General features: G+C 64.7%; 20 protein-coding genes and 3 pseudogenes. 5 read left to right on the top strand and 18 right to left on the bottom strand.

Features of this window, described 5'->3' with window-relative positions; genetic code table 11:
* Positions 1-10: 10 nt before the first annotated feature.
* The 10 genes from JWQ90_RS15485 to JWQ90_RS15440 all read right to left on the bottom strand — a co-directional run bounded on the left by JWQ90_RS15485 (position 11) and on the right by JWQ90_RS15440 (position 9,003).
* A complete protein-coding gene (locus tag JWQ90_RS15485) occupies positions 11-1,018 on the bottom strand; it encodes an NAD(P)-dependent alcohol dehydrogenase (protein WP_299695799.1) in 1,008 nt (335 codons plus the stop codon).
* 134 nt (positions 1,019-1,152) lie between these two features.
* Positions 1,153-2,298: a sulfotransferase gene (locus JWQ90_RS15480; protein WP_299695797.1), complete on the bottom strand. Its 1,146-nt coding sequence runs from the start codon at positions 2,296-2,298 to the stop codon at positions 1,153-1,155.
* An 18-nt stretch (positions 2,299-2,316) separates the two neighbouring features.
* The gene (locus tag JWQ90_RS15475; RefSeq protein WP_299695795.1) at positions 2,317-2,901 is read right to left on the bottom strand and encodes a nuclear transport factor 2 family protein; all 585 of its coding nucleotides are present in this window, start codon (positions 2,899-2,901) and stop codon (positions 2,317-2,319) included.
* Positions 2,891-3,796, bottom strand: coding sequence for an SDR family NAD(P)-dependent oxidoreductase (locus tag JWQ90_RS15470; RefSeq protein ID WP_299695793.1), 906 nt, complete (start codon positions 3,794-3,796; stop codon positions 2,891-2,893). The genes JWQ90_RS15475 and JWQ90_RS15470 overlap by 11 nt, the downstream gene beginning before the upstream one ends.
* Positions 3,797-3,798: 2 nt before the next feature.
* Positions 3,799-4,350, bottom strand: coding sequence for a nuclear transport factor 2 family protein (locus JWQ90_RS15465; protein WP_299695791.1), 552 nt, complete (start codon positions 4,348-4,350; stop codon positions 3,799-3,801).
* Positions 4,351-4,467: 117 nt separating this feature from the next.
* Positions 4,468-5,409 (bottom strand): SDR family NAD(P)-dependent oxidoreductase, encoded by a 942-nt coding sequence (locus JWQ90_RS15460; protein ID WP_299695789.1) that lies wholly within the window; start codon positions 5,407-5,409, stop codon positions 4,468-4,470.
* A gap of 51 nt (positions 5,410-5,460) precedes the next feature.
* On the bottom strand, positions 5,461-6,315 hold the full coding sequence (locus JWQ90_RS15455; RefSeq protein WP_299695787.1) for an SDR family NAD(P)-dependent oxidoreductase: 855 nt from the start codon (positions 6,313-6,315) through the stop codon (positions 5,461-5,463).
* A gap of 1 nt (position 6,316) precedes the next feature.
* Positions 6,317-7,174, bottom strand: coding sequence for an alpha/beta hydrolase (locus tag JWQ90_RS15450; RefSeq protein WP_299695785.1), 858 nt, complete (start codon positions 7,172-7,174; stop codon positions 6,317-6,319).
* A 52-nt stretch (positions 7,175-7,226) separates the two neighbouring features.
* On the bottom strand, positions 7,227-8,183 hold the full coding sequence (locus tag JWQ90_RS15445) for a TauD/TfdA family dioxygenase (protein WP_299695783.1): 957 nt from the start codon (positions 8,181-8,183) through the stop codon (positions 7,227-7,229).
* 70 nt (positions 8,184-8,253) lie between these two features.
* Entirely contained in the window at positions 8,254-9,003 is a 750-nt protein-coding gene (locus tag JWQ90_RS15440; protein ID WP_299695781.1) for an SDR family NAD(P)-dependent oxidoreductase, read from the bottom strand.
* Between the two features lie 134 nt (positions 9,004-9,137).
* On the opposite strand from JWQ90_RS15440, the gene JWQ90_RS15435 reads away from it, so the two are divergent.
* A complete protein-coding gene (locus tag JWQ90_RS15435; protein WP_299695779.1) occupies positions 9,138-9,869 on the top strand; it encodes an IclR family transcriptional regulator in 732 nt (243 codons plus the stop codon).
* A 1-nt stretch (position 9,870) separates the two neighbouring features.
* Here JWQ90_RS15435 and JWQ90_RS15430 read toward each other — a convergent pair whose 3' ends face one another.
* From JWQ90_RS15430 to JWQ90_RS15420, 3 genes and pseudogenes are all read right to left on the bottom strand, one after another.
* The gene (locus JWQ90_RS15430; protein ID WP_299695777.1) at positions 9,871-10,875 is read right to left on the bottom strand and encodes an aldo/keto reductase; all 1,005 of its coding nucleotides are present in this window, start codon (positions 10,873-10,875) and stop codon (positions 9,871-9,873) included.
* Between the two features lie 92 nt (positions 10,876-10,967).
* Positions 10,968-11,174 (bottom strand): annotated as a pseudogene (locus JWQ90_RS15425) (aldo/keto reductase); the annotation flags it as partial.
* A 185-nt stretch (positions 11,175-11,359) separates the two neighbouring features.
* A pseudogene (locus tag JWQ90_RS15420) lies at positions 11,360-12,013 on the bottom strand (aldo/keto reductase); the annotation flags it as partial.
* A gap of 137 nt (positions 12,014-12,150) precedes the next feature.
* On the opposite strand from JWQ90_RS15420, the pseudogene JWQ90_RS15415 reads away from it, so the two are divergent.
* Positions 12,151-13,074: pseudogene (locus JWQ90_RS15415) on the top strand (LysR family transcriptional regulator).
* Between the two features lie 484 nt (positions 13,075-13,558).
* Here JWQ90_RS15415 and JWQ90_RS15410 read toward each other — a convergent pair.
* The 3 genes from JWQ90_RS15410 to JWQ90_RS15400 are packed head-to-tail and all read right to left on the bottom strand — an operon-like array spanning position 13,559 to position 17,285.
* Complete coding sequence (locus tag JWQ90_RS15410) at positions 13,559-14,734, bottom strand: diguanylate cyclase (protein ID WP_299695771.1); 1,176 nt, start codon at positions 14,732-14,734, stop codon at positions 13,559-13,561.
* Positions 14,731-16,116 carry an ATP-binding protein gene (locus JWQ90_RS15405; protein ID WP_299695769.1) on the bottom strand — a complete coding sequence of 462 codons (1,386 nt, stop codon included), beginning with the start codon at positions 16,114-16,116 and terminating at the stop codon, positions 14,731-14,733. Before JWQ90_RS15405 ends, JWQ90_RS15410 begins: the two co-directional genes overlap by 4 nt.
* A 2-nt stretch (positions 16,117-16,118) precedes the next feature.
* Entirely contained in the window at positions 16,119-17,285 is a 1,167-nt protein-coding gene (locus JWQ90_RS15400) for an FIST N-terminal domain-containing protein (RefSeq protein WP_299695767.1), read from the bottom strand.
* A gap of 454 nt (positions 17,286-17,739) precedes the next feature.
* Here JWQ90_RS15400 and JWQ90_RS15395 point away from each other — a divergent pair, with 454 nt between their 5' ends.
* From JWQ90_RS15395 to JWQ90_RS15385, 3 genes are read left to right on the top strand one after another with little or no spacing between them, the layout of a single operon-like run.
* Entirely contained in the window at positions 17,740-19,530 is a 1,791-nt protein-coding gene (locus JWQ90_RS15395) for an ATP-binding protein (protein ID WP_299695765.1), read from the top strand.
* On the top strand, positions 19,527-20,723 hold the full coding sequence (locus tag JWQ90_RS15390; RefSeq protein ID WP_299695763.1) for a response regulator: 1,197 nt from the start codon (positions 19,527-19,529) through the stop codon (positions 20,721-20,723). The genes JWQ90_RS15395 and JWQ90_RS15390 overlap by 4 nt, the downstream gene beginning before the upstream one ends.
* Positions 20,720-21,925, top strand: a complete 1,206-nt coding sequence (locus JWQ90_RS15385; protein WP_299695761.1) for an HD domain-containing phosphohydrolase — start codon at positions 20,720-20,722, stop codon at positions 21,923-21,925. Before JWQ90_RS15390 ends, JWQ90_RS15385 begins: the two co-directional genes overlap by 4 nt.
* Before the next feature lie 82 nt (positions 21,926-22,007).
* Here the strand turns inward: JWQ90_RS15385 and JWQ90_RS15380 are convergent, their stop codons facing one another.
* Positions 22,008-23,036 carry a YCF48-related protein gene (locus JWQ90_RS15380; protein ID WP_299695759.1) on the bottom strand — a complete coding sequence of 343 codons (1,029 nt, stop codon included), beginning with the start codon at positions 23,034-23,036 and terminating at the stop codon, positions 22,008-22,010.
* 14 nt (positions 23,037-23,050) lie between these two features.
* Complete coding sequence (locus JWQ90_RS15375; RefSeq protein ID WP_299695757.1) at positions 23,051-25,642, bottom strand: MMPL family transporter; 2,592 nt, start codon at positions 25,640-25,642, stop codon at positions 23,051-23,053.
* Positions 25,643-25,790: the final 148 nt, after the last annotated feature.

Raw genomic sequence — 25,790 nt, 5'->3', positions numbered from 1 at the left:
GTGGCGATGCTTAAACGTCGATGCAAACCTTGCCGAAGGGATGAGCGGACTGCTGATAACGCAGGGCCTCGGCCAGCTCTTCAAGGCGGAAACTCCGGTCGATCACCGGTTTGATGTGCGTGGCTTCGATGGCGTGAACCATGTCGATCTGGTCGCGCCGGCTGCCGACGGTGACGCCCTGCAGGCGCAGCCGCTTGGCTTGAATCGCCGCGAAAGGCATCGCGTCGACCGCAAAGCCGGCGACCGCGCCGATGACCGCGATATGCGCTCCGGTACGAGCGGCCATCATCGACTGCGCGAGCGTGTTCGGGCCGCCGACTTCGACCACATGGTCGACACCGATGCCGCCGGTGAGGCTCAGCACGGCGGCGCCCCATTGATTGACTTCGCGATGATTGATGACGTGATCGGCGCCCAGCGTTTTGAGCCGCTCCATTTTTTCGGCGCTCGACGAGGTCGCGATGACGGTGGCGCCGGCGGCCTTTGCGAATTGCAGCGCGAAGATCGAAACGCCGCCGGAACCCTGGACCAGTACCGAGGCGCCGGGCTTCAAGTGGCCGTCGGTGATCAGCGCGCGCCAGGCGGTCAGTCCGGCGCAAGTGAGCGTCGCGCTCTCGATGTGCGTCAGGCCCTTGGGCGCATGGGTGAAGCAGGCCATGGGGCGCGTGACGAACTCGCAGGCGTATCCGTCGGCGCCGCCGCCGGGGCTGCTCACCAGCTCGGAGCGCTCCGCGTGGCCATCCAGCCATGCCGGATGAAAAGTGCTGACGACGGCGTCGCCGACCTTGAAATCCATCACCTCGTCGCCGACCTCGACGACTTCGCCGGCACCATCCGACAGCAGAATGCGGCCATCGGCAACGGGCAGATGGCCGGCGGCGACGATGCAATCGCGAAAGTTCACGGAGTTGGCGCGGATCCGCACCTTGATCTCTCCGCGTTGCGGCGCGGCAGCCTCCGCTGTCCCGACATAGATGTTGTCGAGGCTGGCCGGAGCCCGGATTCGCATCGCTTTCATGGGGCGATCATCTCGTAGGGTGTCCAAAGCGCAGCGTGCCCACGCGCACAAGCTTCGCACCGCGTGGGCACGGCCTACGGCCTTTGCCCACCCTACAAACGTCGCTGATTCGCTTTGCTCTCATCAGCCCGGTCTTACTGCTTCATTGGAATCTTGAAGCGCTCGCAATAATCGCGAAAATGCTGACGAACTCCGGCCGCGGTCAGGCCGAACTCTTCCAGCGAATAAACGTGCTTGCCGTGTTTGCCCTGCGGGTTGTCGGCCATCAGCTTGGTCATCGCGGTCTCGGCCTCGCTGGTCAGCGGCTCGTCGAAGTGCGTGTAGACCTTGCGCATCTGGCCGACAGGATCGCGCAGCTGCTCGGTGTAGTGGATGTCGAAGATCGACTGCTCGCCGTGCTGGTCGCGGTAGGCGTTCTGGCGCGCGATCATGTGGTCGAAAGTGTCGAGCATCATCGTGGCGATGTCGCGCAGATCGACCTTGTCGCTGAACATCGGCCGCACCAGGCGGATCAGGTTGCAGGCGGAGCCGACCACTTCGGCCGGATCGCGATGCGTCATCACCAGCTGGGCGTCGGGATAGACCGTGGTCAGGTCATTCAGGAACAACGGGTGCCAGGGATTCTTCAGCGTCCAGCGCCCGCCGTTGTTCGCCTGCAGCACTTGCAGCAGCTGCTTGTGGAATTTGAAGGCCGGCAGATAGCGGGTCTTGTGCAAGAGCCATTCGTGATAGCTCGGCATATGCAGGTTGGAATCGAACAGCTGCGAGCAGAACGACGGCGCCATCGCGAACTGGCATTCACTGGGGCCATCGGCGTCCTCGTAATGCGCGGCTGCGATCTGCGGCGCGTACTTGATCGACATTTCCAGCCGCTGCCGCTCGGCCACGCAGCGCGCATCGGTGCTCAGTTCTCCGGCCTTGGCCGGCGGCACGGAGTTAAGTGACTCCCAGCGCAGCAGGCAGCGCCGGGCCGGGTCGGCGTTCAGCAGGTTGATGGTGACCGTGGTGCCGGTACGCGGCAGGCCGAAGACGAACATCGGCTTCTCGATCGGGCGATCGAGCACCTCGGGATGCTGCTTGAGATAGTCGACGACGCGCAGACGGTTCGACAGGATGCTGACGAGGTTCGCTTCCCAGCGCGGCGCGCCCACCTCGGAGAGACGGGCTTCCTCGTCCGCAGCCTTGACCAGGACTGCTAGGCCTTCGAACACGGCAGGGTCGCCCAGGTCGTCAAGGCCGGTGGCCGCGCGCGCCTTGTCAACAATGTTGCTTACTTGCATCCGATGTCTCTCCGGCTTCTATTGGTCGGCAGCGGGCGGAGTGCTCCTTTTGCGCCGATTGCTCAGCGGCCGGTGGTAGGAGGGATCTTGCTTGCTGCGGCAGGGGGCGCCATTGTCGTAGATATCGGCGACATCCGAAAAGGGCAGGGGCATTGTCGGCACCAGGCCCGACCATTCGATGAGGTTGGTGCGCAGCGCAATCTTCCACTCGCCGTTGCGCCGTTCCAGTCGGTCGATATAGCGCCCACCGGCGATCCAGTTCGACTCGTCGCGATTGCGGCCGACGAACAGGTAGTAGGTTTCGCTGTGGGCGGTGTCGCCGTCGATGTCGACCGTGTGGTTGAGGATGTTGTGATGTGTCGCGACCTGTCCGGCCTCGTGCATCGGCTGCGCCCAGTCGTAGCAGCCCTGCACGCTGCCGACATAGGGCCCGGCGGCCATCTCGGCGTCCGCGTGGAAGGCTGACAAATACAGATCACGATCGAAGCGGTCCATGCCGCGGCAGAAGCGCGTCATGCAATCGAGGATGTCCTGGCGGTCGAGCAGCGCGTCGAGCCGTGCCTGGCGGTCGGGTAAGGCTATAGGTGATGAGTCATTTGCCACGGTAGTCGACCTCCCCAGTCAATTCACTCAGCGGCTTCCAGATCGGGGAACCGCGCGTTGCGCGGGCGGATGGAATCACGCTGCCATCGACATCCGTGATGCCGTAGTCCTGGGCCAGTTCGGCGGTGACGAACTCGCCGCCCGAGCGCTTCATGATGTTTGGATCGACGGCCATCGCCGCGACGACGCGCCCCGGATGTTCGACGGTACTGCCGGTCATGCTGGTGATCGACTTGGTCATCTTGTCTCCCATCCTGGCGATGTTGTCCTGCGCCTTCTCGGTCAGGGTCAGGCCCTGCCACATCGTCACCGATGCCACGTTGTAGGGCTGCAACTCGATCGCCATGTCGCGCGACATGCGGCCGACCGCGGACTTCGATGTACCGAAGATCACGCTGTAGGTGTAGGTGACCGCGGCGAAGCCGGAGATGGCGACGATCAGGCCCGACTTCTGCGGCGCCATGAGCTTCGCCGCATGCCAGGCTGCGACGTAGTTCGACTTGACGCCGACGTCCCACATTTCCAGGTTCGACAGCGGTTTTTCCCAGAACGGCTTGGGATCGAGCAGGTCGTCGGACAGCTGGAAGGCGTTGTTGACCAGGATGTCGAGCCGGCCCTGTTCGCGCGCCACCTGCTCGAACAGCGCGGCGACCTTGGCATCGTCGGCATGATCGACCGCCACCGCGATGCCGCGGCCGCCGGACGCGCTGCCGCGCTCGGTGCATTGCGCGGCGGTTTCGCCGACCGATCCGGGCAGGTAATAGGCGCCGGGCGTTACTGTCCGGCCCGTCACGTAGACCGTCGCGCCCTGCTCCGCCAGCACCAGGGCGATGCCGCGGCCGATGCCACGGCTGGCGCCGCTGACCACGGCCACTTTTCCTGTGAGTATGCCCATGCTCAATCTCCTCGAGCGGCCGGCTTCTTGCCGAAGAAGGTTTCGCTGTAATCGCCGCTGGCGCGGCCGGTGTAGTGGCCGGCGCTAAACGGCATGCCCATCACGCCCTGCGACCAGTCGACCGACACGCCGAAATCCTGGAACCAGTCGTACAGCATCGTGCGCTGGGCGATGCGCCATTCGGCGTCGCGCTTTTCGATGCGGTCGAGGTAGCGGCCGCCGATGGTGGTGTCGCGTTCTTCAGTACCCATGTTGACGCGGTGATAGGAAACCACCTGCGTCTCCACCCGTGCCGTGTCGCCCTTCAACTCGATCAGGCTTTGCCCGAGTACATGCTGCGTGACCGGAATCACCGGCGAGCCGGGAATCACCCAGTCGAAATATTCCTGGAAGCTGCCAACGAACATGCCGTAGTCGGTGGTCGAGTCGGGCCAATAGGAGGTGCGGATCAGTTCACCGTCGCGACGGTCTTCGCCGCGCGCGAGTCGCACGATGCACTCGCGGATCTTGTCGCGCTCCAGCAGGGCTTTCAGTTCTTCGTTGATGTTGTCCAATGCGGATCTCCAGTGATTCTGAGGTTTTCAACCGTCATTCCCGCGCAGGCGGGAATCCAGGGTTTGCAGCGTCGCGCGACTCTTCGCTGGATTCCCGCCTTCGCGGGAATGACAACGCTACTTGCCCGCTTTCTGCTGTCCTTTTCGAGCCATGTCGAAGCTGCGCTGCAGATGCTCGCCAAAGCCCGACGGAACCGGCGGCAGCGCCCACAGCTTGTCTGGCAGCTTGCCGGTGTCGCGAATGGCGTCGATCTGCTCGGCGACATCGTCGATGGACCACGACGGGCGGTAAACGCCCTCGGTTTCGGCGATGAAGGCCTTGGCGACGCGACCGGCCATCGAGGTATACATCTCGCCGGTGACCGAGCAGGACTCATGCGCCAGCCAGGCCACCACCGGCGCCACCAGATCCACGCCCATCGGTGGGTACTGCGACACATCCAGGCCTTCGGCCATGCGCGTCACCGCGCCGGGCAGAATGATGTTGCTCTTGATGTTCTTGGCCGCGCCTTCGAGCGCGACCACGTTGTTCAGGCCGATCATGCCGGACTTGGAGACGGCGTAGGGCACGCCGTTGGGGATGCTGTAAAGGCCGCCGATCGACGAAGTCAGCACGACGCGGCCGTAGCCCGCCTTGGCCATATGCGGAAACGCGCTGCGGACCAGATAGAACGCGCCCATCAGATGCACGCCGACCACGGCTTCGAAGTCCGCATTCGGAATCTCTTCCAGAGACCCGTAGCGGACAGTGCCGGCGTTGTGAATCAGGATGTCGATGCGGCCGTAGTGATCGAGCGCCGCCTGGATGATGGCCTGGCTGCCCGCAGGAGTCGCCACCGAATCGGTGGAGACAACCGCGTCGCCGCTGGCCGATCGAATTTCGCGGACCACCGTTTCGGCGGGGCCGGCATCGCTGCCGTCGCCCTGCATGCTGACGCCGAGGTCGTTGACCACGACTCTGGCGCCCTTGGATGCCAGTAGCAGCGCGTACTCGCGCCCCAGCCCTCGGCCGGCACCGGTGATCACCGCGACACGGCCATCGAATCTGCGTTCTGTCACTGCATGCTCCAGGTTTCGTTAATCAGCATATCTGTTGATTGACTTCCAATACTAAACCGGCGACCAGATCGGCGAGCCGCGCTCCGCGCGCAGCGACGGGATGGTTCTGCCGTCGATGTCGGTGATGCCGTATTCCTGCGCCAGCTCGGCGCTGATGAAGCTGCCGCCGGTCCGCTTCAATACGCCCGGGTCCGCAGCAAGTGCCGCGATGACGCGGCCTGGGAACTCGACGGAACTGCCGGCCGTGCTGTTGAGCTGCGAGGCCATGCCGGCAACCGTCTTCAGGTTCTGCCGAGCCCGCTCGGTGTAGGTGAAGCCCTGCCACAGCGACAGCGAAGCCACGCCGTATGGCTTCAGCTCGATCGCCATGTCGCGCGCCATGCGGTCGGTGGCGCTCTTGCAGGTGCCGAAGATCACGTTGTAGGTGTAGGTGACGCCGACGTAACCGGAGAGCGCGACGATCAGGCCGGACTTCTGCGGCAGCATGATCTTCGCGGCATGCCAGGCCGCGACGAAGTTGGAGCGCAGCCCTACATCGATCATCTCCCAGTTGGAAATGGGCTTGTCCCAGAACGGCCCCGGCTGCGTCAGCTCGGCGGGAATGGAGATGGCGTTGTTCACCAGGATGTCGAGCCGGCCCTGCTCGCGTGCGGTCTGCTCGAACAGCGCCGCAACCTGATCGTCCTGCCCGTGATCGACTTGCACGGCAATACCCTTGCCGCCTCTGCGATCGACTTCGATCGCGGTTTCGCCGACGCTGCCGGGTAGTGGATGCGATCCGGCCGTCACCGTTCGTCCGGTGACGTAAACCGTCGCGCCCTGCTCCGCGAGCGCGAGGGCGATGCCCCTGCCGATGCCTCGGCTGGCGCCGGTCACTACAGCGACCTTTCCTGTGAGCGAGCCCATGCTAGCTCGCAAAGTCCAGGATCGCCGGCGCAAGCTTGGGCCAGCCTTCGAACAGTCCGCGACCCTGAGCAAGCGAGGCCGTCAGGCGCTCGTTCCATTCCTGGTCGGACCAGGGCGGATCGACGATTGTCGATTGCGGCAGCAGTTCATGCACCCATTCGCTGGTGCGGCGTGTGTGGCTGGTGTCGCTGTTGCCGCTGCGGAAAATCAGCGCGGGGATTTTCAGCGCCGAGAAATCTGCAGGCGTCATGCCTGGCACCGGCGAGCTTTCCGAGTAGGCAAAGGCCAGCGCCCAGCGCTGCAGGGTGTCGATGTAGCGCTCCGGGTTCTGGGCCAGGATGATGTCGCGATTGGCCGGGTTGCGTTCGATCTGCTGTGCCCAGGTGCCGAGCTGGGCCACGGCGGCCATGCCGCCGTGTGAGGCCGCCATTGCGGACTCGAAGTAGTAGTAGGACGCCAGCTGAGCCAGGGACAAGGGCCCGCCGCTGATCCACCACAGGATCAAATGCGAAACCGCCTGCGGCGCCTTGGCGGCGACGATCAGCGATACGCGAGAGCCGGCCGATCCGGCGGCCAGCGCGACCGGCCCCAGCTTCAGTTCCGCGATCAGACCGATCAGCGCGCGGGCCTGCATGTCCGATTCGCTGCTGCCTTCGAAGCAGATGTCGGAAGCGCCGCAGTTGGGCCGGTCCCACAGCAGCACCCGCTTTCCGCCTGCGACCAGGTTGTCAGCAAGCTGACGCAGGCCCGGGGTGTCGCGGGCGTAGCGGCCGCCCGGCGTCAGCGCCACCACATGTCCGTCCGCAGGCCCGATCAACTCGTAGTCGATCCCGATTCCCGCTATCACTGCTCGCGCCATGGCGGCTCCTCGTTCTAGTTATGTCGAGACTGTCGTTGCGTCCGGTGGACGGCTACACCGTCATCTCTAGGATTTTTCCACCCACTGCGCCGTTCTCGAAGTAGCCGAGTCCGTAGTCGCCCTTGATCGTCGTACGCTGCATGCGACGCGGCTGTTGCGGGTCATGGCCGCTGACGCAGTGGAGCATGCGCCAGTTGTCCCAGATCAACATGTCTGTCGACTTCCACTTGTGGAAATACGGCCTGATCTTTTCGGCGATCTCGCGGCACACCGACTCCAGCAGAGCGTCGCCTTCGGCGTCTTCGTGCAGCTCGATTCCGGCGGCCATCCACGGCGACACGTGCAGCACTTTTTCGCCGTTGGGTCTTGTCCACACCGCCGGATGAATCGCGCGCGGCATGCCCTTTCCGGATTCGGTCACCTTGTAGGCGTCTTCGTGAACTTTCAGCTCGCGGAAACCCTTGGGCAGACCGAAACGCATGTTCGCGTAGATCAGGTTCAAGGTGTAGATGACCTTGCGTCCTTCGATGCGCTTGCGCAGCGCTGGAGAAAACGCACGGTACAGTTGGAGGCCATCGGCAAAACCCGTCATCCCGCCGGTTGGCGGAATATCGATGAGCCGCAGCACACCCGCGCGATTCAGCTCGTTGTTGTAGCAATGGTCGAAATGCCAGGGCAGCCAGTTGGCCAGCCGCTCGCCCTCGATCTCGACGATGCCGCCGGTTCCGGGGACATGCCGGATATCGATGATGCCCAGCTCTTTCTCTGCATCGACCTGTGTGACGCCCGGCAACGGGTGCTTCTTCAGCGGGCCGAACACCGTGCTCAGCGCCACATGCAACTGGCTGCTGGGCTCCATTTCTTCGAAGACGATCATGCCGTGCTGCTCGAACAGCGCGTTGATCTGCTTTCGAATGGCGTCATCCTCAAGCGCCGCTTGCGTAACGCCGACGATGCGCACGCCGAACGAGAGGTCTTCGCGCAGGGGTTTCACGGCAATCGAAGGCATGTCCTACTCTGTTGCCGCGTGGCGGCAGGCAAACGGAATCACGAAGCGCTCTTTGTTCCCGCCTCGACGGTCAGGAGACGATTCTTCCGCCATTGATGCCGATGGTCTGGCCGGTGACGTAGCTGCTCTCTTCGGCAACCAGCCATGCACAGGCGCCGGCGATGTCGTCGGGCTCGCCGGTACGGCGCACCGGGATGGTCTTCACCAGTTCTTCTTTAGGAATCGGGAAACGGTCTACGGTGGCCTCGGACATGATGGTGTTCATGATCATGCCCGGCGGAATGTTGTTCACCGTGATGCCGAGTGGCCCGAGTTCCCGCGCCAGCGTTTTGGTGAGCGCGATGATGCCGCCCTTCGACGCGGAGTAATGCGCCATCGTCTCGGCGCCGGTCTGCGCGCTCGACGAGGAGATGTTGACGATCCGGCCCCAGCGGGCGGCCTCCATGTCGGGCAGCACCACCTGGGTGACGATGAAGCTGCCCTTCAGGTTGATCGCCATCACACGATCCCAGGCTTCATCGGTCAGATCCTGGAAGCGCGCATAGCCGGTGATGCCGGCGTTGTTCACCAGCACCGCAATCGGCCCCAGGGTTTCCCGCAGCTTGGAGACCGCCGCCACGACCTGCGCGCGATCGCCGATGCTGGCTGCCAGGGCGACCGCCGTGCCGCCCTTCGCCTGGATTTCCGAGACGACGGCTTGGGCGCCATCGAGGTTGATGTCGAGCACGCCAACCGCCATGCCGTCGCGCGCGAAGCGCAGGGCGACCGCTCTGCCGATACCTGCCGCAGCGCCGGTGACCAAGGCGACCTTCGTGTTCATGCCTGCACTCCTCAGACTTATCGCGGTTCGTATCACTTAGTGAGACGCTATATTATATTTGTGATACGTTATAGAGGTGGCTTGGAGCGGTCAAGGCGAGTGCGGATACAAGTGCGGATACAGGGGAGAGTTTTTTGGCCGTCAAGCGCAGTCATAGCGGCTCTCGGGTTCTGGCGGTGATGGAAGCGATTGCCAGCCATCAGCCGATCGGCGTGCGCGCGCTTGCGCGGCTGCTCGACCAGGACAAGAGCGCGATCCAGCGGGCGGTGATGACCCTGGCCGATGGAGGCTGGATTCGTCCCACCCGCGAGCCGCCGGTGCGCTGGGAAGTGACCGCCCGTATCGTGACGGTCGCCAACGCCGCGCTGGGCAGCAGCGACCTGCGTCGGCGTGCACGGCCGTTGCTGGAGCAAGTCCGCGACGACACCGGCGAAACCGTGCTGCTGGTGGTGCCGGACCTGCAGAACTTCGTCATTGCCGACGTCGTCGAGAGCCGTCAGGTACTGCGGATGGTGCCGCAGCTCGGCATTCTCGTTGGTACGCGCAATACGGCGACGGGACGCGCCGTACTTCCCTACATGGATACGGCCCGGCAGATGGCCCTGCTAGGCGCCGAGCCCGATGGTCCCTTACTGGACAGCTTTGAAGCGACGCGCAAGCACGGTTACGCCGTCAGCGACGGCGAAATCAATCCCGCTGCAACGAACATCGCGGCGCCGATTTTCGAGCTGGCTGGATTTCCGGCCGGCGCGATTGTCGTAACCGCGCCGAGAGAGCGCCTGACTCCGGCGGATCATCAGGCGATCGGGAAAATGCTCATTCGTGTCGCGAGTGAGCTTTCACGAGGAACGCCCCGATCGAGCTGATCTACAGGACCGGACGCCCCTCGATCGGGTAACCAGGATCGGTGTAGCCCGGCGTCGATGCGTGGCCTGGCGGTACCAGCGCATCGATGAAGCTTTCGTCCTCCGGCCCGAGCCGCACGCTGAGCGCATCGATGTAGCGGTCCCACTGCGCTTCGGTGCGTGGGCCGGCGATCGTCGCGCTGACGAGCCGGTTCTTCAGCACCCAGGCCAGTGCATAGGCGATGGACGTGGTGCCGCGCTCGGCTGCATGCGCCGCGATCGTTTGCGCGATGCGCAGCGATTCCGGGCGCCACTCGGTCTGCTGGATGCGCCGGTCGCCGCGGCCCGCTCGCGAATCCGGCGACGGCGGCGCGTCGATCGCGTATTTGCCGCTAAGCACGCCGCGCGCCAGCGGGCTGTACGAGACAACGCCGAGGCCGTAATGCGCCGCGGCCGGCAGCTGCTCGACCTCGGCGGTGCGATCGACGATGTTGTATAGCGGTTCGCTGGCGACAGGCCGATCGAGCCCGAGCTGGTCGCAGAGGCGAGCCACCTCGGCGATGCGCCAGCCGCGGAAGTTGGAGAGCCCGAAGTAACGGACCTTGCCCTGGCGGATCAGGTCGCCGATGGCGCGCACACCTTCTTCGAGCGGCGCGTCGGGAATCGCGCGGTGGAAGTAGAGGAGGTCGATGTAGTCGGTGCCAAGACGCCGCAGGCTGGCCTCGACCGACTGCAGTATCCACTTGCGCGACTGTCCCTGTTCGTTCGGGCCCTGCGCGAACGGGAAGCCGAACTTGGTGGCGACGACCCAGCGGTCACGCCGCTCGGCGATCGCACGTCCAACGATCTGCTCCGAACGCCCGGCGTGGTAGACGTCGGCCGTGTCGATGAAGTTGATGCCCTGCTCGGCGGCCTTGTCGATGATGCGCCTGGCTGTAGGCTCGTCGGTCTCGCCGCCGAACATCATCGCGCCGAGACACAGCGGCGAGACCTTGACGGCGCTGCGTCCGAGGTAGCGGTAATCCATCGTCGTTCTCCGTTTGTAGAGTTCAGCTGCTGCGCTCGTCGAAGACGCGCTGGGCGCGAATGCGTCCGCCTGCTTGTCGTCGCTCGCGTCGATCAGCGATCGATGCGCTTCTGCATCTGCTCCGGATATCGCGCGCCCTGCACCGCGATCTTCGAGATGGCGTTGTCGATGTCGCGCAGATCCTCAGGTGTCAGGTCGAGCGACGCCGCGCCGAGGTTTTCCGCCAGGCGATGCAGCTTCGTGGTACCGGGGATCGGCACGATCCACGGTTGCTGAGCGAGCAGCCAGGCTAGCGCGATGACTCATAAGTTTGGAAACAAAGATTGGGCTCCCTCCCCCGCGTGCGGGGGAGGGTTGGGGTGGGGGCGTGATGGCAGAACCGAGCTTTCTTCCGCGCCCGCGCCCCCATCCCGGCCTTCCCCCGCAGGCGGGGGAAGGAGACCAGCGCCGCCGTCAATGTTTCCAAACTTGTGAGTCATCGCACTAGCGCGACCTGCGCCGGCGTGGCCTGCTTCTGCGCGGCGATGCGGCCGAGCAGTTCGACGACGGTCTGGTTCGCCTTGCGCGCTTCGGCGGCAAAGCGCGGCACGATGTTGCGGAAGTCGTCGCTCGCGAACCGGGTGTCGGCGCTGACCGGCTGCACCGCGTGCGCGCGGCGGATCGTCTGCACGCCCGCTTCCGAAAGCCCGAAAAACTTGACCTTGCCCTCGGTGATCAGCGCCTTGACGGTACCGGCGACGTCCTCGATCGGCACGTTCGGATCGACGCGATGCTGATAGAACAGATCGATCACGTCGGTCTTCAGGCGCTTCAGCGAGGCCTCGGCGACCTTGCGGATGTTCTCGGGCCGGCTGTCGAGGCCGCGTTGTACTTCGCCGCCGGTAAAGCCGAACTTGGTCGCGATGACGACGTGCTCGCGGACCGGCGCGAGCGCTTCACCGACGACTGCTTCGTTGATGTAAGGGCCGTAGGCTTCGGCGGTGTCGAAGAAAGTGACGCCGCGCTCGTAGGCCGCGCGGATCAGCGTGATGGCCTCGTGCCGGTCGGTGGCCGGGCCGTAGCCGAAGCTCAGGCCCATGCAGCCCAGGCCGATCGCCGAAACCTCGAGACCGCTGCTGCCCAGTTTGCGTGCATGCATTTCATTCTCCGTGTGGGTGTTTGGAGCGCGGAGTCCCTTTGCGCTCGATCGTTCTTGACACCGGCCGGATTTTAGGCCGTAGCATAATGCTCAACAATCAGGCCAGAACTGCACAAGCTATTGAGATGTGCTCATCTATGCCGCGCCCCGTCCTGTCCGAGTTGACTGCCTTCATCGCCATTGCCGAACAGCGAAGCTTTCGCGCGGCGGCCCGCCTGCTGGAAGTCTCTCCGTCGGCGCTCAGCCGTTAGATGCGGAGTCTGGAGGCGGGCCTGGGTGTGCGCCTGTTCAACCGCACGACGCGATCGGTGGCGCTGACGGAGTCTGGCGAGCAGCTGCTGAGGCGCGCGCGACCGGCGATCGCCGACCTTGAAGACGCCGTGACCGAAGTCGCCGCGGGGCGCGACCGGCCCACGGGCGCCATCAGGATCAGCTGCGCTGAATCCGGAGCGGTGGTTCTTGTTCGAGACGTGCTGCCGGGATTCCTGGCCCAATACCCCGATATCCAGGTCGAGTTCGTCGTCGATGGCCGGATGGTCGATATCGTCGCCGACGGTTTCGATGCCGGCATACGGCTGCTTGAAGCCGTGCCGCGCGACATGATCGCGGTCCGTTTTGGGCCAGACATGCGGATGATCGCGGTTGCGTCACCGGGCTATGTCTCGCAGCGCGGCAGACCACTGGCGCCGCATGACCTCGTACAACACCGCTGCATCCGGTTCCGCTTCGACAGCGGCGCGATCTACCGCTGGGATCTCGAACGCCGCGGGAAAAGCGTCGATGTCGCCGGACCAATGACGCTGGGCAACACCAGCCTGATGATCGAGGCCGCGCTGTCGGGTATCGGCATTGCCTGGGTTCCGGAAGATCGGGTAACGGATCTCCTCGCCAGCGGCCGGCTGCTGCTCCTGCTGTCCGACTGGAGTCCTTATTTCCCGGGACTCTGTCTGTACTACCCGGCCAACCGCCACCCGCCGGCCGCGCTGAGGCTGTTCGCGCAGGCGGTGCGAGACTGGGCAAAGCACCGGGAAGCCGCGGAAACTCAACAGGCGGTTTCCTGACCGCTTGCCTGTGGAGCTAACGCCGCTTCTCTCCATCAAACAAGGATCGCGCGCGCCGCCGTTCCCCTCTCCCGCTTGCGAGAGAGACCACCGCAGGCTTGCACCTGCCGGCTTGAATCCCGGAACCGGCCAGCTCCTTCCCCCGCCTGTAGGGGAGGGAGCGGTTCCTGGGTAGCCCCGTGTTCCTTGCGGACCTGCTCACGGACCATGAACCCGACGAAGGTAGGTCGGCAATCCTTTGCCGACGTGCTCAAGCGATCGGGGCGCACACGTCGGCAAGGGATTGCCGATCTACGTCGCTGGCGGGGCAGAGCCGGTTCATTGAGAGGGTGTCGCGTAGCGCTTGGGCCCAAGCGGGGTGAGGGCTGGCGCTCGCAGCAAGACCCTCACCCGGCCCTTCGGGCCACCCTCTCCCACCAGTGGGAGAGGGGAACATCCGCTCGTTTGCCTTCGCGATCACGGCGCGATCGCGCGCGGAGGACTCCTACCGGCCCCGGTTCAAGTGCGCTCCGACCGCAGCGGCAGCGAAGGGCCAGCTCCTGACCCGGTTGCGGCCGGCGCGCTTGGCCTCGTACAGGGCACTGTCGGCGAACTCGATCAAGCGTTCGGCGGGCGTCTCCGCCGACGGGGCCAGCGAAGCGATGCCGGCGCTGATGGTGACGATGCCGCCGGCCGCGGCGGCATGCGGTTCCTGCAGCGCGGCGATCGCGGCGCAGGCGCGCTCGGCCACCGCGCAGGCCGCGGCGCAATCCGCATCCGGCAGGATGATCGCGAACTCCTCGCCGCCGTAGCGGGCGACCAGGTCGGTGTCGCCGCGCGTGACACCTGCCAGTTCCGTCGCCACCCGGCGCAGGCAGGCGTCGCCGCCGATGTGCCCGTAGTGGTCGTTGTACGGCTTGAAATGATCGATATCGATCATCACCAGGCCGATCGGGCGGGCGGTCCGTTGCGCTCGGGCCCATTCCGCGGCGAGCGTATCGTCGAAGCGGCGGCGGTTGGCCAGACCTGTGAGCGCGTCGGTGACGCTCAGTTGCGCAAGCTGCTGCTGCAGCAGTTTGCGCTCGGCGATTTCGCCTTGCAGGGCTTCGTTGGCGCGGCTCAGTGCGCTGGTGCGCACACGGACGGCGTCTTCGAGGCGGCCCATCTTCAGCTCGGCCTGCTGGGTCAATTCCCATTTCACCGACAGCGCGCAGGCCAGCTGATAGGCCTCGATGTTGTCGAAAGGTTTTTTCAGGATCAGCAGCCGGTCGCCGAGGTCGAGACGATCCGACATCTCTTTCCAGGAGTAGTCGGAGTAGGCGGTGCAGACGACGATCTGCAGGCGCGGGTCTTTCTGCCAGATGTGAGCGATGGTTTCGACCCCGTCCCAGCCCGGAGGCATGCGCATGTCGATGAACGCCACGGCGTAGGGCTGGTGGCTCTTCTGCGCCTGTTCGACCAGGGCCAGACCCTGCTGCCCCTGGCATGCCGAGTCGATCTGGAACACTGGGCGTGCGGTTTCCGCGGCGACACCGTCGCCGAACAGTGACTCCTCGATGTGCCTCAGCGCACCGCCATCGTTCGGATCGGTGCCGAGGATCTTCCTGAAGTCGTCGATGATGGAGGGATTGTCGTCGACGACGAGGATGCGACGATTGATGGTCTCGGGTGCCAGGTTCAAGAGAGCTCCTGCGCTGGCTGCAATGGCAATTCCAGAGTGAACGTCGCGCCTTGCTGCGGGCCGTCGCTGTGTACGCTCAGTGAACCGCCCATCTCCTTGGCGGCGAGGGCGCCGCTGTGCAGGCCAAAGCCATGTCCGTTTCTGCGGGTAGTGAAGCCGTGATTGAAGATCCGCTTGATGTTTTCCGCCACAATGCCGATGCCGTTGTCGGTCACCGAAATTCGTACGCGGGCGTCGGCGCAGGCCACTCGCACCGTGATGCGCTTGTCCGGGCGCCCCGAGTCGTCGCAGGCGTGCTTGGCGTTGCGCAGTAGATTGACCAGCACCTGCAGCACTCGATGCTTGTCGATCTGGATCAGCGGCACGTCGTCGGCGTATTCGCGGATGGTTTGGATGCCGTGACGGCTGCTCGAGCTTTCGTTCATGCGCAGGCTGTCTTCCACCAGTTCGGCGACTTTGGCAGTTTCGACGACGCCGGAAACCCTGGCGTAGCTCTGCTGCATCGCCACGATTTTCTTGATGTGCTCGATGTTCTGCTGCAGCGAATCGAGCTCCGCGAGCGTGGCTTGCTGGTCGGCGTGCAGATGCTCGGCGAGCTGCGCCAGGTAGGCCGGCACCAGCCGGCCCTTGGGGTCCTCGGTCATGAACCGGCCGAGGTCGGCTTCGTGCTCGCGCAGCAGCGCCGCGACTTTGGCCACGCCGACGCTCTTGGATTTCTTCACGCTGTCCGCCACCAGGCTGGCGGAGACGTTGACGCTATTGAGCACGTTGCCGACGTTGTGCAGCACGTTGGTGGCGATCTCGGCCATGCCGGCCTGGCGCGATGTGTTGGCGAGCTGCTTGTGCATCTGCTCGAGCTTGGCTTCGGCGTTCTTGCGTTCGGTAATGTTGCGCGCGATGGCGACGACCTGGTTGCGTAACAGCGGCACCAGCCGGACTTCATGGAACGACTCCAGCCCCTTGGCGCCTTCCGCGTGCTCGATGCTGACCATCGCCTTTTCCTCGATCACCCGACGCAGAACCTCATGAAAGCGCTCTCCGGAATACTTGAGCCAGCATTCCTGGATGCGTTTTCCGGACAGTTCGCGCTGCGGCAGGTCAACGCCGGCCCCGGCCTTGACCGACAGAATGGTGCCTTCATCGTCAAGGCGGAATACCAGGTCGGGAATCGCCTGGAAGATCGCCCGGATTTCCGAATTCGCCTCCAGCAGCTCCTCGGAGCTGACTTCCAGCGCGCGCTCCATCAGCTCGCGATCGACCTCGAACTCCTCATAGGCGCTGTCGACGGTCGCGATGAAGCCCTGCCATTCGGAAGGAATGCTGAAGTCGCTGCCGAAAAAACGTTTCAGCTGGCGCTTCAGCAGACTCTGCGTGGGTACCATGATCAGACCTCGGCGAAGGTGGTGATGGTCATGGTTTCGTTGTGCAGTTCGCAGCGTCCACCGGGCGCGAACGGCGCAATCTCGCCGTAGGAATAGAAGCCGGCCAGCATGGCCTGCTCGCCGAGTATCTCGCGCACGCCTTCCACTTCTTCCTCGACGCGCTGCTTCAGCACCAGCTTGCGGCCGACGCAGCTGATCAACAGGGCCAGCTCCGGAGCGATGGTCTCCGGCAGCAGGCAGGCCCGCGCCGCGCCGATGGCACCGTCGACCAGCTTCTCCGAGTTGGCCTTGGTCAGCCGCGCATGGGCGCCTTCGGGGACGTCGCCGCCAAAGGTCATGCTTTGTTGTTCCTCATCGACACCGAGCACCGCGCGCGTCACCGGCGTTTCGCCTTCCGCCGTCCATACGTTCAGCGGAAACAGCAGACCAGTGCCCGGCAAGCCCCTGGCATGTTCGCCCAGGTACTGCTTGTACAGAGCCAGCGCGGGGCGGCCGTCCAGTTCGAACAGTACATTGCCCTTGGAGCGCGTCACCCGCCGTTCCGGTCCAAAAGCGCTCCAGCCGCCGGCGCAACCGAAGCCGACTTTCAGCCGGCTGCCATAAAGGCCGACGATGGAGACGATGCCTTGCTCGGGCCGATCGCCATTGAACACCAGGGTTTCGCCGAAGCGCGCGCCGTCGCCGGCCATGCCGCCAGTCACGGCGACGTTCACCGGCAGACGTTCCATCAACCCGCGGACCAACTCGCTGCCATTGATCAGCAGGCCATCGGCCAGCACCAGCACATGGGCCAGTTTTTGCTCCGGGCCACCGTCGGGGTCGACGATTGAAGCCTGCAACTGCCGCGCCTGGTATTCGCCTGTCCGCAGGCCGTCGGCGTCTGCACCCAGGCTGATCTGCGCCGCGCGCAGCTGCGTATGCTCGAAATGGATCGCGGTGGTGACCAGCGAGTCGTCGCTGACCAGGGTGCCGCAGATCTCTCCGGCGGTAGAGCAGCCGAAGATGTGCGCGGCGGGATAGAACTCGCGGATCATTTGTACCAGGCCGGAATTCCGCAAAGCGGACATGGCGCCGAAGACCAGCACCAGCTGTGCGGATTGCGCCAGCGTCGCGGGGCCAGCGGGATTCCATCCGCTGGCGGGAGTCCAGGTCTTTTGTTCGGTCTTCACGATGGCCGCGCCTGCGCGAGCGGCGCGGCCGGCGCGGGCGCAACGGGGGCACGCATCCGTTCGGCAGCGGGCTTGTCGATGCAAGCTCGGGCGACTGCGCAAAGCATGGTCTGTTTTCCTCCGAGCGAAAGCTCGCTCCTGGCCCCGGAGCTACATTGGCCGCCGGAATCGCACCACCATACTCCCCACATCACGGTCAATCGGGTCGTTCGGTCGAGCGGCGGTGTCAGACAGAGGAGTGAGGAAAGGCATGCCGGTGCCGGCAACGAAGTCGCCGTCCGCCCGCCCGCGCCGACCGGCTGTCAGCGATGGTCCTGTTTCGCGGCCGGCGCGCCGCTAATGCATACGTGACCATCGCGTCGGTAGCGTCGCTACACGCTTTCCGACGTGCTTTCTACGGCGCCTAGCCTGGCGTCCAGCCGGATCGCTTACTTGCTGTTTCGAGAATTCGTTCATGGATACCGATAGCCCCAGTCTGAACCGCCGCATTCTGCTGATCGACGACAACGAAGCGATCCACAGCGACTTCAGGAAGATTTTCCGCGCGGTATCGGACCAGACTCGGAACAGCACCATCGACGAGTCCGAGAGTGTGTTGTTCGAAGATGCGCCGCGCCTGGTGGCGAAGCATTCTCCCTTTCACCTCGATTTCGCGACCCAGGGCGTTGACGGACTTGCCCTGGTTCGCCAGGCCGAGGAGCAACATCTGCCGTATGCGATGGCCTTTATCGACGTGCGGATGCCGCCGGGTTGGGACGGTGTGGAGACGGCCAGAAGGATCTGGCAAATCGATCCGGAAATGCAGATCGTCATCTGCACCGCCTATTCGGACTACGGCTGGGAGGAGATGCAGGAACAGCTTGGGTTCTCGGACCGGCTCGTGGTGCTGAAGAAGCCGTTCGACAGCATCGAGGTACTGCAGCTGGCCGGTGCGCTGACCAGCAAGTGGAGTCTCGCGCAGCAGGCGAAGTATCGTCGCGACGACTTGGAGCGGATGGTCACCGAGCGAACCGAGCAGCTGTTCGCGACCAAGCAGATGTATCGGGCGCTGCTCGAAAATACCAGCGCCATGCCCTGGGAACTCGACCCGCAGGATCGGTCCTGCCTGTACATCGGGCCGCAGGTCGAGCGTTTGCTGGGCTGGACTCCGAACCACTTCGCAAGGCCGGGCTTCATCATCGAATGCAGCCATCCCGACGATCGGGCTCATTTCGCCAAGGCCCTGTCCGAGCAGGGCTTCGGTGCGGATACCGCGGTTGAACACCGGCTCCGCCACCGCGACGGCCACTACATTTATTTTCGCAGCAACGTAGCGCGCAATGGCGCAGACGAACGCTGGGAGTCGGTGCGCGGCATCAGCATCGACGTCACTCATCAAAAAGCGCTGGAGCTGGAACTGCACCAGGCTCAGAAGCTGGAATCGGTGGGCCGGCTGGCGGCCGGAGTGGCGCATGAGATCAACACCCCGATCCAGTTCGTCAATGACAGCTTCCACTTCATGCGCGACGGCATGGCCGAGTTGCAGACCCTGGTCGGCCACTATCGCGGCGCTCTGCAGGACGTGGCCGAAGGCCGCAGCACGTCGCAGGCCGCGCTGCAGCAGATCCGCGCCCGTGAACAGGCCGCCGACGTCGACTACCTGCTGGAAAACATGCCGGGCGCCATCGACCGCTCGCTGGAAGGCTTGCAGCGGGTGACCACCATCGTCCGCTCGATGAAGGAATTCGCGCACCCCGACCAGAAGGAAAAAGCCTACGCCGACCTGAACCAGGCGATTCTCAGCACGCTGACCGTCGCCCGCAGCGAATACAAGTATGTGGCCGACGTCTGCACCGAACTGGGCGAGATCCCGCCGGTGTCTTGCTTCCTGGGTGACTTGAATCAGGCGCTGCTGAACATTGTGATCAATGCTGCGCACGCCATCGAAGAAGCGGTGCGCGGCAGCGATAAGCGCGGCTGCATCACCATCCGCACCGTGCGCGACGGCGGGGACGTGGTGATCAGCGTCCAGGACACCGGCGGCGGCATTCCCGCCGCCATCCGCGACAAGATCTTCGACCCGTTCTTCACCACCAAGGATGTGGGCCGGGGCACCGGCCAGGGCCTGGCCATCGCCCGCTCGGTGGTCGTCGACAAGCATCAGGGCGAGCTGCGCTTCGACAGCGAGCCCGGCGTGGGCACCACGTTCTATCTGCGCCTGCCGATCGAGCCCGCAAAGGCTGGCATCGAGAGGGCAGCAGCGTGAACCGTCTGCTGTTTGTCGATGACGAGCCCGGCATACTCGAGGCCTTGAAGAACTCGCTGCGCAAGCAGCGTGGCCGCTGGGACATGGTGTTCGTGGCCAGCGGTGCCGCTGCGCTGCAGGAGATGGAGAAGGCGCCGTTCGACCTGGTGGTTTCCGACATGCGCATGCCGCAGATGGACGGCGCCGAGCTGCTGAGGCGAGTCAAGGAGCGCTATCCCGCCACGGCGCGCATGGTGCTCTCGGGGCAGGCGGAACAGTCCGAGATACTGCGCGCGCTGCCGGTGACGCATCAATTTCTCAGCAAGCCCTGCGATCCGGAGCAGCTGCTGTCGGTGATCGATCGCACCTGCGGCGTTTATTCGCTGCTGCGAAAAGGACCCGCGCAGGACGTGATCGGCGCGCTGGACCAGCTGCCGTCGCTGCCACGCTCCTACACCGACCTGAAGCGGGCGATGGAGAAGCCGCAGCCGGACATTGCCGAAGTCACCGCGATCGTGCAGAACGACCCGGCGATGTGCATCAAGATCCTGCAGCTGGTGAACTCATCGTACTTTGGTCTTGCCCGGCCGATGAGCTCGATCCGGCAGGCGGTGACCTATCTGGGCCTGGAACTGCTCAAGGCACTGGCGCTGAGTGCGCATATTTTCTCGACCATGGAATCGGCCTGTCTGCGCGGCGTATGCCTGGATCAATTGCAGCAGCACTCGGTGCGCATGGCGCGCATGATGCGCCGCTTCATCACCGACCCCAGACAGTCGGAGGAAGCCTTCACCACCGGGCTGGTGCACGACGTGGGCAAAATCCTGCTGGCGCTGAGTTTCGGGAAGCGCTACGAGTCGGTGTCGGAGCGCGTGCGCAGCGAAGGCCTGGCCTGCCACGAGATCGAGGAAGAGCTGCTCGGCGTGACCCATGCCGAGGTCGGGGCCTATCTGCTCGGCATCTGGGGCCTGCCGTTCCCGGTGGTCGAAGCGGTGGCATTTCATCATCGCCCGAGTGCTTTTGCGGCAGGCGAGGGCGCCACGCTGCTCGCGGCTCTGCACGTGGCCGATACGCTGTGCGACGGTCCCTGCGACGGTCGGGCTGCCGGAGTCGGAGCGCTCGATCGGGCGTTCATCGAGCGCTCGGGCTGCGCCGCCGAGTTGCCGCGCTGGCGCGCCATCGTGGCGGATGAAGTGGCCGGGCGGATCGCATGATGGAACCGGCCACCAATCCTGTCAGTGCAGCGGTCGAGCCGCCGGCTGCGCCGCGGGTGCGCGTGCTGTGCGTCGACGACGAACCCAACGTGCTGGCCGGATTGGCGCTGCATTTGCGCCGCCGCTACGAACTGCTGGCGGCGACCAGCGGCGCTGCGGCGCTGGAGGCGCTCAAGCGTGACCCGGGTATCGCGGTGGTGCTGTCCGACATGCGCATGCCGGGCATGGACGGCGTCGCTTTCCTGCGCCAGGCCCGCGAGGTTTCGCCGGAGTCGACGCGTATGCTGCTCACCGGCCAGTCTGATCTCAATTCGGCGATCGCGGTGATCAACGAAGGCCAGATTTTCCGATTCCTGACCAAGCCCTGCGCGCCCGACGTGCTGCTGTCGGCGGTGGAAGCGGCGGTCGAGCAGCATCGCCTGGTCACCTCGGAGCGGGTGCTGCTGCAGCAGACGCTGCACGGCAGTATCTCGGCCTTGACCGAGGTACTGGCGCTGACCAATCCGCTGGCGTTCGGGCGTGCCTCGCGCACCCGGCAACTGGTCGGCGAACTCGCGGCGCAGATGAATCTGCGGCAGACCTGGCAGATCGAGATTGCCGGCATGCTGTCGCAACTCGGTGCCATCACGCTGCCGCAGGAAACGGTCGAAAAGGTCTACTACGGTACGCCGCTGGATGCCGACGAGCGGCGCCTGGTGGCGCGCGGAGCCTCGGTCGTCGAGCAGCTGCTCGGCAAGATTCCCAGGCTGGAACTGATACGCGAGATTCTGGCCGGATATTTCGATCCCCGGCACGCCGGCTCGATCCCGATGTTGAGTGACGACGGAAAACTGGCCCAGCTCGGTGCAGAGCTGCTGCGCGCGGCGGTGGCCTTCGATGTGCTGGAGGCGCAGGGCCACGGGCCGGGCGAGGCACTGGAGATCATGCGCGGCGAGAACCAGGTCTACAGCGAGCGTGCACTGATGGCATTGACCGCGGCACGCGGCCGGGCCGGCGTTGTTCGCGAGGTGCGGAGCATCCCGCTGGCCGCGTTGCGGACCGGCATGGTGTTCGCGGAAGACGTCAAGCTCAGCACCGGCGTGCTGTTCGTCGCACGGGGCCTGGAGGTGACGCAGGGCCTGATCGAGCGCATCGCCTCGCTGCGTCCGGGAGCCGCCAAATCCCACATCCGGATGGTCGTGTCCGCCGGCAGCGGCCGATGACTTTCACGTCGGGCGGTAATTGCCCATCGAAGCTGGCCGATTCCCGGCTCCGTAGGTTGGGGTTCGCTGCGCTCACCCCAACCTACGGTAGCGGCAGCGCCTTCACGCCGGCTTCGCCGACGACCAGCAGGCCCCTCGGTGCCGCGATGACGCCCGACAGCGTACCGCCGGCGGTTGCGCCTGCGGCCCTGGGCGCGGTCACGACCTGGAATGTCGCATCGGGCTTGACCAGCACCGAGTACTCGTCTGCGCCGACCAGCAGCGCGCCGCGGTCCTTCAGCATCGTGCCGCCGAACAAGCCCTGCTTGGAGCCGGTATCGATCTGCTTCCAGTTCTTGCCGTGCACGTCGTCGCTCAGGTAGATGTTGCCGCGCTGGCCGTAGACCAGCACGCCTTTCGCGCCCCAGGGCAGCGCGCCGTAATAGCTGCCCTCATACGGCGATTCGAGCTTGGTCCAGGGGCCATTGAGGCCGCGCACCGCGAGCGTGCCCTGCTCGCCGGCGATGAACAGCTCGCCGGTGTTCAGCCGGATCATGCTGCTCAGATGCAGCTCGTCTGCGCGCACCGGCGGTGCATCGACCTCATTCCAGGTGGCGCCGCCGTCGGTGGTCTGCAGGAACAGGCCGTAGGCACCCAGCGCGTAGGCGTACTGCGCGTCGATCACCAGCAGGTTCAGCAGCGGCTTCTGCAGTTCGGGATCGAAGTGCTGCAAGGTCCAGGTCTTGCCGGCGTCGGTGGTGTGCAGGATCGTGGCGTCGTGGCCGACCGCCCAGCCGTTGTCGCTGTCGGCGAAGCCCACCGCAGTCAGCGTCGAATTCACCGGCGACGGCGATTGCGTCCACTTCTGCCCGTCGCTGGAGATCACGATGTTGCCGCGCTCGCCGACCGCGACGATCTGCGCGCCGGCGTTGGTGATGCCGAGCAGCAGGCTGCGTGTCGCGCGCGGCATGATCTCGGCCGCATGCGGCTTGGCCGGCGGTGCCGCGGGCGCAAGGGTTTCGCTCGGATCGCCCTTGGGGTTGGACGGTTCTTCCTGCTGGGCGATGGCGTAGCCGCCGACGCCCACGAACAGCAGGGCCAGTGCTGCGATCTTGATGCTCGTCGTCTTCATGGCGATCTCGTTGCTCAGGCGCTGGCGGCGTCGCCGTGTGCGGCGTCGGCGGCAACAGGTTTGGCTTTGACCAGGAACGCCGCGAACGCCGGCAGCAGCAGCACCGCGGCCGCCGCATTGGCCAGAAACATGATCGTCAGCAGGATGCCCATGTCGACCTGGAACTGCAGGCCCGACAACAACCACGTACAGACGCTGGCGGCCAGCGCCAGCGCTGTCACCACCACCGCCTTGCCGGTCTGCTTCAGCGTGGTCTCGTAGGCCTTGCGCAGCGTCATGCCGTTGTTGATGCACTCCTCGAGCACGCTGTAGATGTAGATGCCGTAATCGACGCCGATACCGGCGGCGAACGCGGCGACCGGCAGCGTTGACACCTTCAAGCCGATATCCAGGAACACCATCACCGCATAGGTGATCACCGACACCATCCACAGCGGCAGCAGCACGCAGATCAGGCTGCCGATACTGCGGAAGCTCAGCCACACGCAGATGCCGATGCACAGGAACAGCCAGAACAGCACGGTGTGTTCGGTGTCGCGGATCACGTCGTTGGTCGCCGCCATCACGCCGACGTTGCCGGTGGCGAGCTTGAATTGCACCTGCGGATTCGGCCCCTGTTCCTTGATGAATTCGTTGACCGCTTTGATCACGGTATTGATCGTCTCGGCCTTGTGATCGGTCATGAAGATCAGCACCGGGATCGCGCTGCAGTCGTTGTTCAAAAAGCCGGTCGAAGTCGGGAACTGCTGGCCCGCCAGCACCAGGCCATCGCTGGACCGCGGCAGCACCTGGTACTTCGGGTTGCCTTCGTTGAACGCGCCGTAGACCAGCTTGCCGAGCTGCGGCAAGGACAGCGTCGACTGCACGCCTGGCGTGTTCTGCATGCGATAGGCGAAGCGGTCGATCTCCTCCATGATCGAGTAGTCGATGCAGCCGTCGGCCTTGTTCTCGGCGATCACCTTGATCAGCTCCACGCCGATCGAATAGTTCGCCGCGATCGATGCGGAGTCCTGGTTGTAGCGCGAATCCGGCCGCAGCTCGGGTACGCCGTCATGCAGCTCGCCGATCTTCAGCTGCTTGGAGATGTACTCGGCGCCGCCCCAGCCGGCGAAGGCGACGACCAGCACCACGGCGGCGACCGGCTTGAGCGTGATCGCCGACAGCGCGCGCCAGAGCGGCTCGAAGTTCGCGTCGCGCTTGCGCTGGTAGCTGCGGAACCTGGCCGGGTCGCCGAGGTGTGCGTAGGACAGCAGGCAGGGCAGCAGGATCTTCTTGCAGACGATCACCGCCAGCAGGCCGAACATCGCGTTGATCGCCATCTCGCGGATGATGCCGACCGGGATCAGCAGGATCGTGCCGAAGCCGACCACGTTGGTGACCAGCGCGGTGATGCCCGGCGTGACCAGGCGCTTGTAGGTATTGCGCGAGGCGTCGAAGCTGGAGGCTCCGCGCTCGGCGACCTCCAGCAGCCAGAAACTGGTGATCTGGATGCCGTGCGATACCGAGATCGCCAGCACCAGGAACGGCACCAGGATCGCGAACGGATCGAGGCCGAAGCCGGCCATATGCAGCATGCCGAGTTCCCAGACCACCGCGAGCAGGCCGCAGCTCAGCGGCAGCAGCGCGATCAGCGGCGAGCCGGTGTACCACCACAGCACGATCCAGGTCAGCAGCAGCGCCAGGCCGAAGAAGCCGACCACTTCGAAGGTCGCATCGCCGATGTCGCCGACGACCTTGGCGAAGCCGACGATGTGGATGTCGACGCCGGCGTTGTAGTCGGGATTGTCGCGCTCGATCACGTCGACGTCGCTTCCACGGACGCTGACCGTCTTGGCCGCGTCGGCCGGATCGGCGACCTCGATCTTGTGGAAGCGGAACGTGAATTTGCGCGGATCGGTGTAGACGCTGTCGATCACCGCGCCGGCTTTCAGGCCCTCTTTATCGGCCTTGAGCTTGTAGTCGTAGACCTTGGGGTTGATGAAGTGCTGACGCACGTCTTCAATGAGTTTGGCCGTGGCCAGATAATCCATGCGCTTGCCCGTCATCGGATCGTGTTCGAGCAGCTCGCTGAACACCATCGCGCCGGTCTGGTCGTTGGTGACGTAACGGCCGATGGCTTTCGCTTTTGCTGTGTTGCTCTTGATGATCTCGACCATCTCGGGCGTCGCCGCGTATTCGGCCGGGATCACGTTGCCGCCGCGGAAGCCGTCCTCGACGGTCTCCAGGTAGCGCACGTCCGGCGTGAACAGCGAGCTGACGCGGGCGCGGTCCACGCCCTTGGTGAAGAACACCGACTGGGTCAGCTTGCGCAGCGTTTCCATGAATTCGGGCGTGTAGATGTCGCCCTTTTTCTGCTGCAGCGAGAACAGCACGATGTTGCCGCCGCCGAATTCCTGCTGGTATTGCTTGAACACCTTCATGTACGGATGGCCGAGCGGCAGCTGCTTCTCGTAGCCGGTGTCGAGCTGCAGATGCAGCGCCTGCCAGACCATGAACAGTGTCATCAGGAAGATCGCGACCAGGGTACGCGGCCGGTTGCCGAAGACGATCGGCTCGGTCACGCGCACGAACGCCTTGGAGAACTTGCCTTGGGCTTCGCCGTGCATCAAAAACTCCTCTGTCCGCCCGCCGGGCGGCCGTGATTCGAATTATTCTGGTCGCAGGCTAGCCGGGCCGCGCCGATCGTCTAGCGTACCGGAATCGACCAGCGCCGGGCCTTGGCCTGACAGACAGTCTTGCGCTGATCGCCGTAGG

This window comes from Hydrocarboniphaga sp. (assembly GCF_028291725.1).
In the GTDB taxonomy this organism is placed as follows: Bacteria; Pseudomonadota; Gammaproteobacteria; order Nevskiales; family Nevskiaceae; genus Hydrocarboniphaga.
This window is presented reverse-complemented; position numbering and strand designations above follow the sequence as displayed.

Bases quoted from the DNA above. Each gene is read 5' to 3' on its own strand.
- JWQ90_RS15385 (WP_299695761.1), top strand. From the start codon at position 20,720: ATGATGGAACCGGCCACCAATCCTGTCAGTGCAGCGGTCGAGCCGCCG.
- JWQ90_RS15440 (WP_299695781.1), bottom strand. From the start codon at position 9,003: ATGAACACGAAGGTCGCCTTGGTCACCGGCGCTGCGGCAGGTATCGGC.
- JWQ90_RS15395 (WP_299695765.1), top strand. From the start codon at position 17,740: ATGGATACCGATAGCCCCAGTCTGAACCGCCGCATTCTGCTGATCGAC.
- JWQ90_RS15445 (WP_299695783.1), bottom strand. From the start codon at position 8,183: ATGCCTTCGATTGCCGTGAAACCCCTGCGCGAAGACCTCTCGTTCGGC.
- JWQ90_RS15455 (WP_299695787.1), bottom strand. From the start codon at position 6,315: ATGGGCTCGCTCACAGGAAAGGTCGCTGTAGTGACCGGCGCCAGCCGA.
- JWQ90_RS15450 (WP_299695785.1), bottom strand. From the start codon at position 7,174: ATGGCGCGAGCAGTGATAGCGGGAATCGGGATCGACTACGAGTTGATC.
- JWQ90_RS15480 (WP_299695797.1), bottom strand. From the start codon at position 2,298: ATGCAAGTAAGCAACATTGTTGACAAGGCGCGCGCGGCCACCGGCCTT.
- JWQ90_RS15485 (WP_299695799.1), bottom strand. From the start codon at position 1,018: ATGAAAGCGATGCGAATCCGGGCTCCGGCCAGCCTCGACAACATCTAT.
- JWQ90_RS15430 (WP_299695777.1), bottom strand. From the start codon at position 10,875: ATGGATTACCGCTACCTCGGACGCAGCGCCGTCAAGGTCTCGCCGCTG.
- JWQ90_RS15380 (WP_299695759.1), bottom strand. From the start codon at position 23,036: ATGAAGACGACGAGCATCAAGATCGCAGCACTGGCCCTGCTGTTCGTG.
- JWQ90_RS15405 (WP_299695769.1), bottom strand. From the start codon at position 16,116: ATGGTACCCACGCAGAGTCTGCTGAAGCGCCAGCTGAAACGTTTTTTC.
- JWQ90_RS15375 (WP_299695757.1), bottom strand. From the start codon at position 25,642: ATGCACGGCGAAGCCCAAGGCAAGTTCTCCAAGGCGTTCGTGCGCGTG.
- JWQ90_RS15470 (WP_299695793.1), bottom strand. From the start codon at position 3,796: ATGGGCATACTCACAGGAAAAGTGGCCGTGGTCAGCGGCGCCAGCCGT.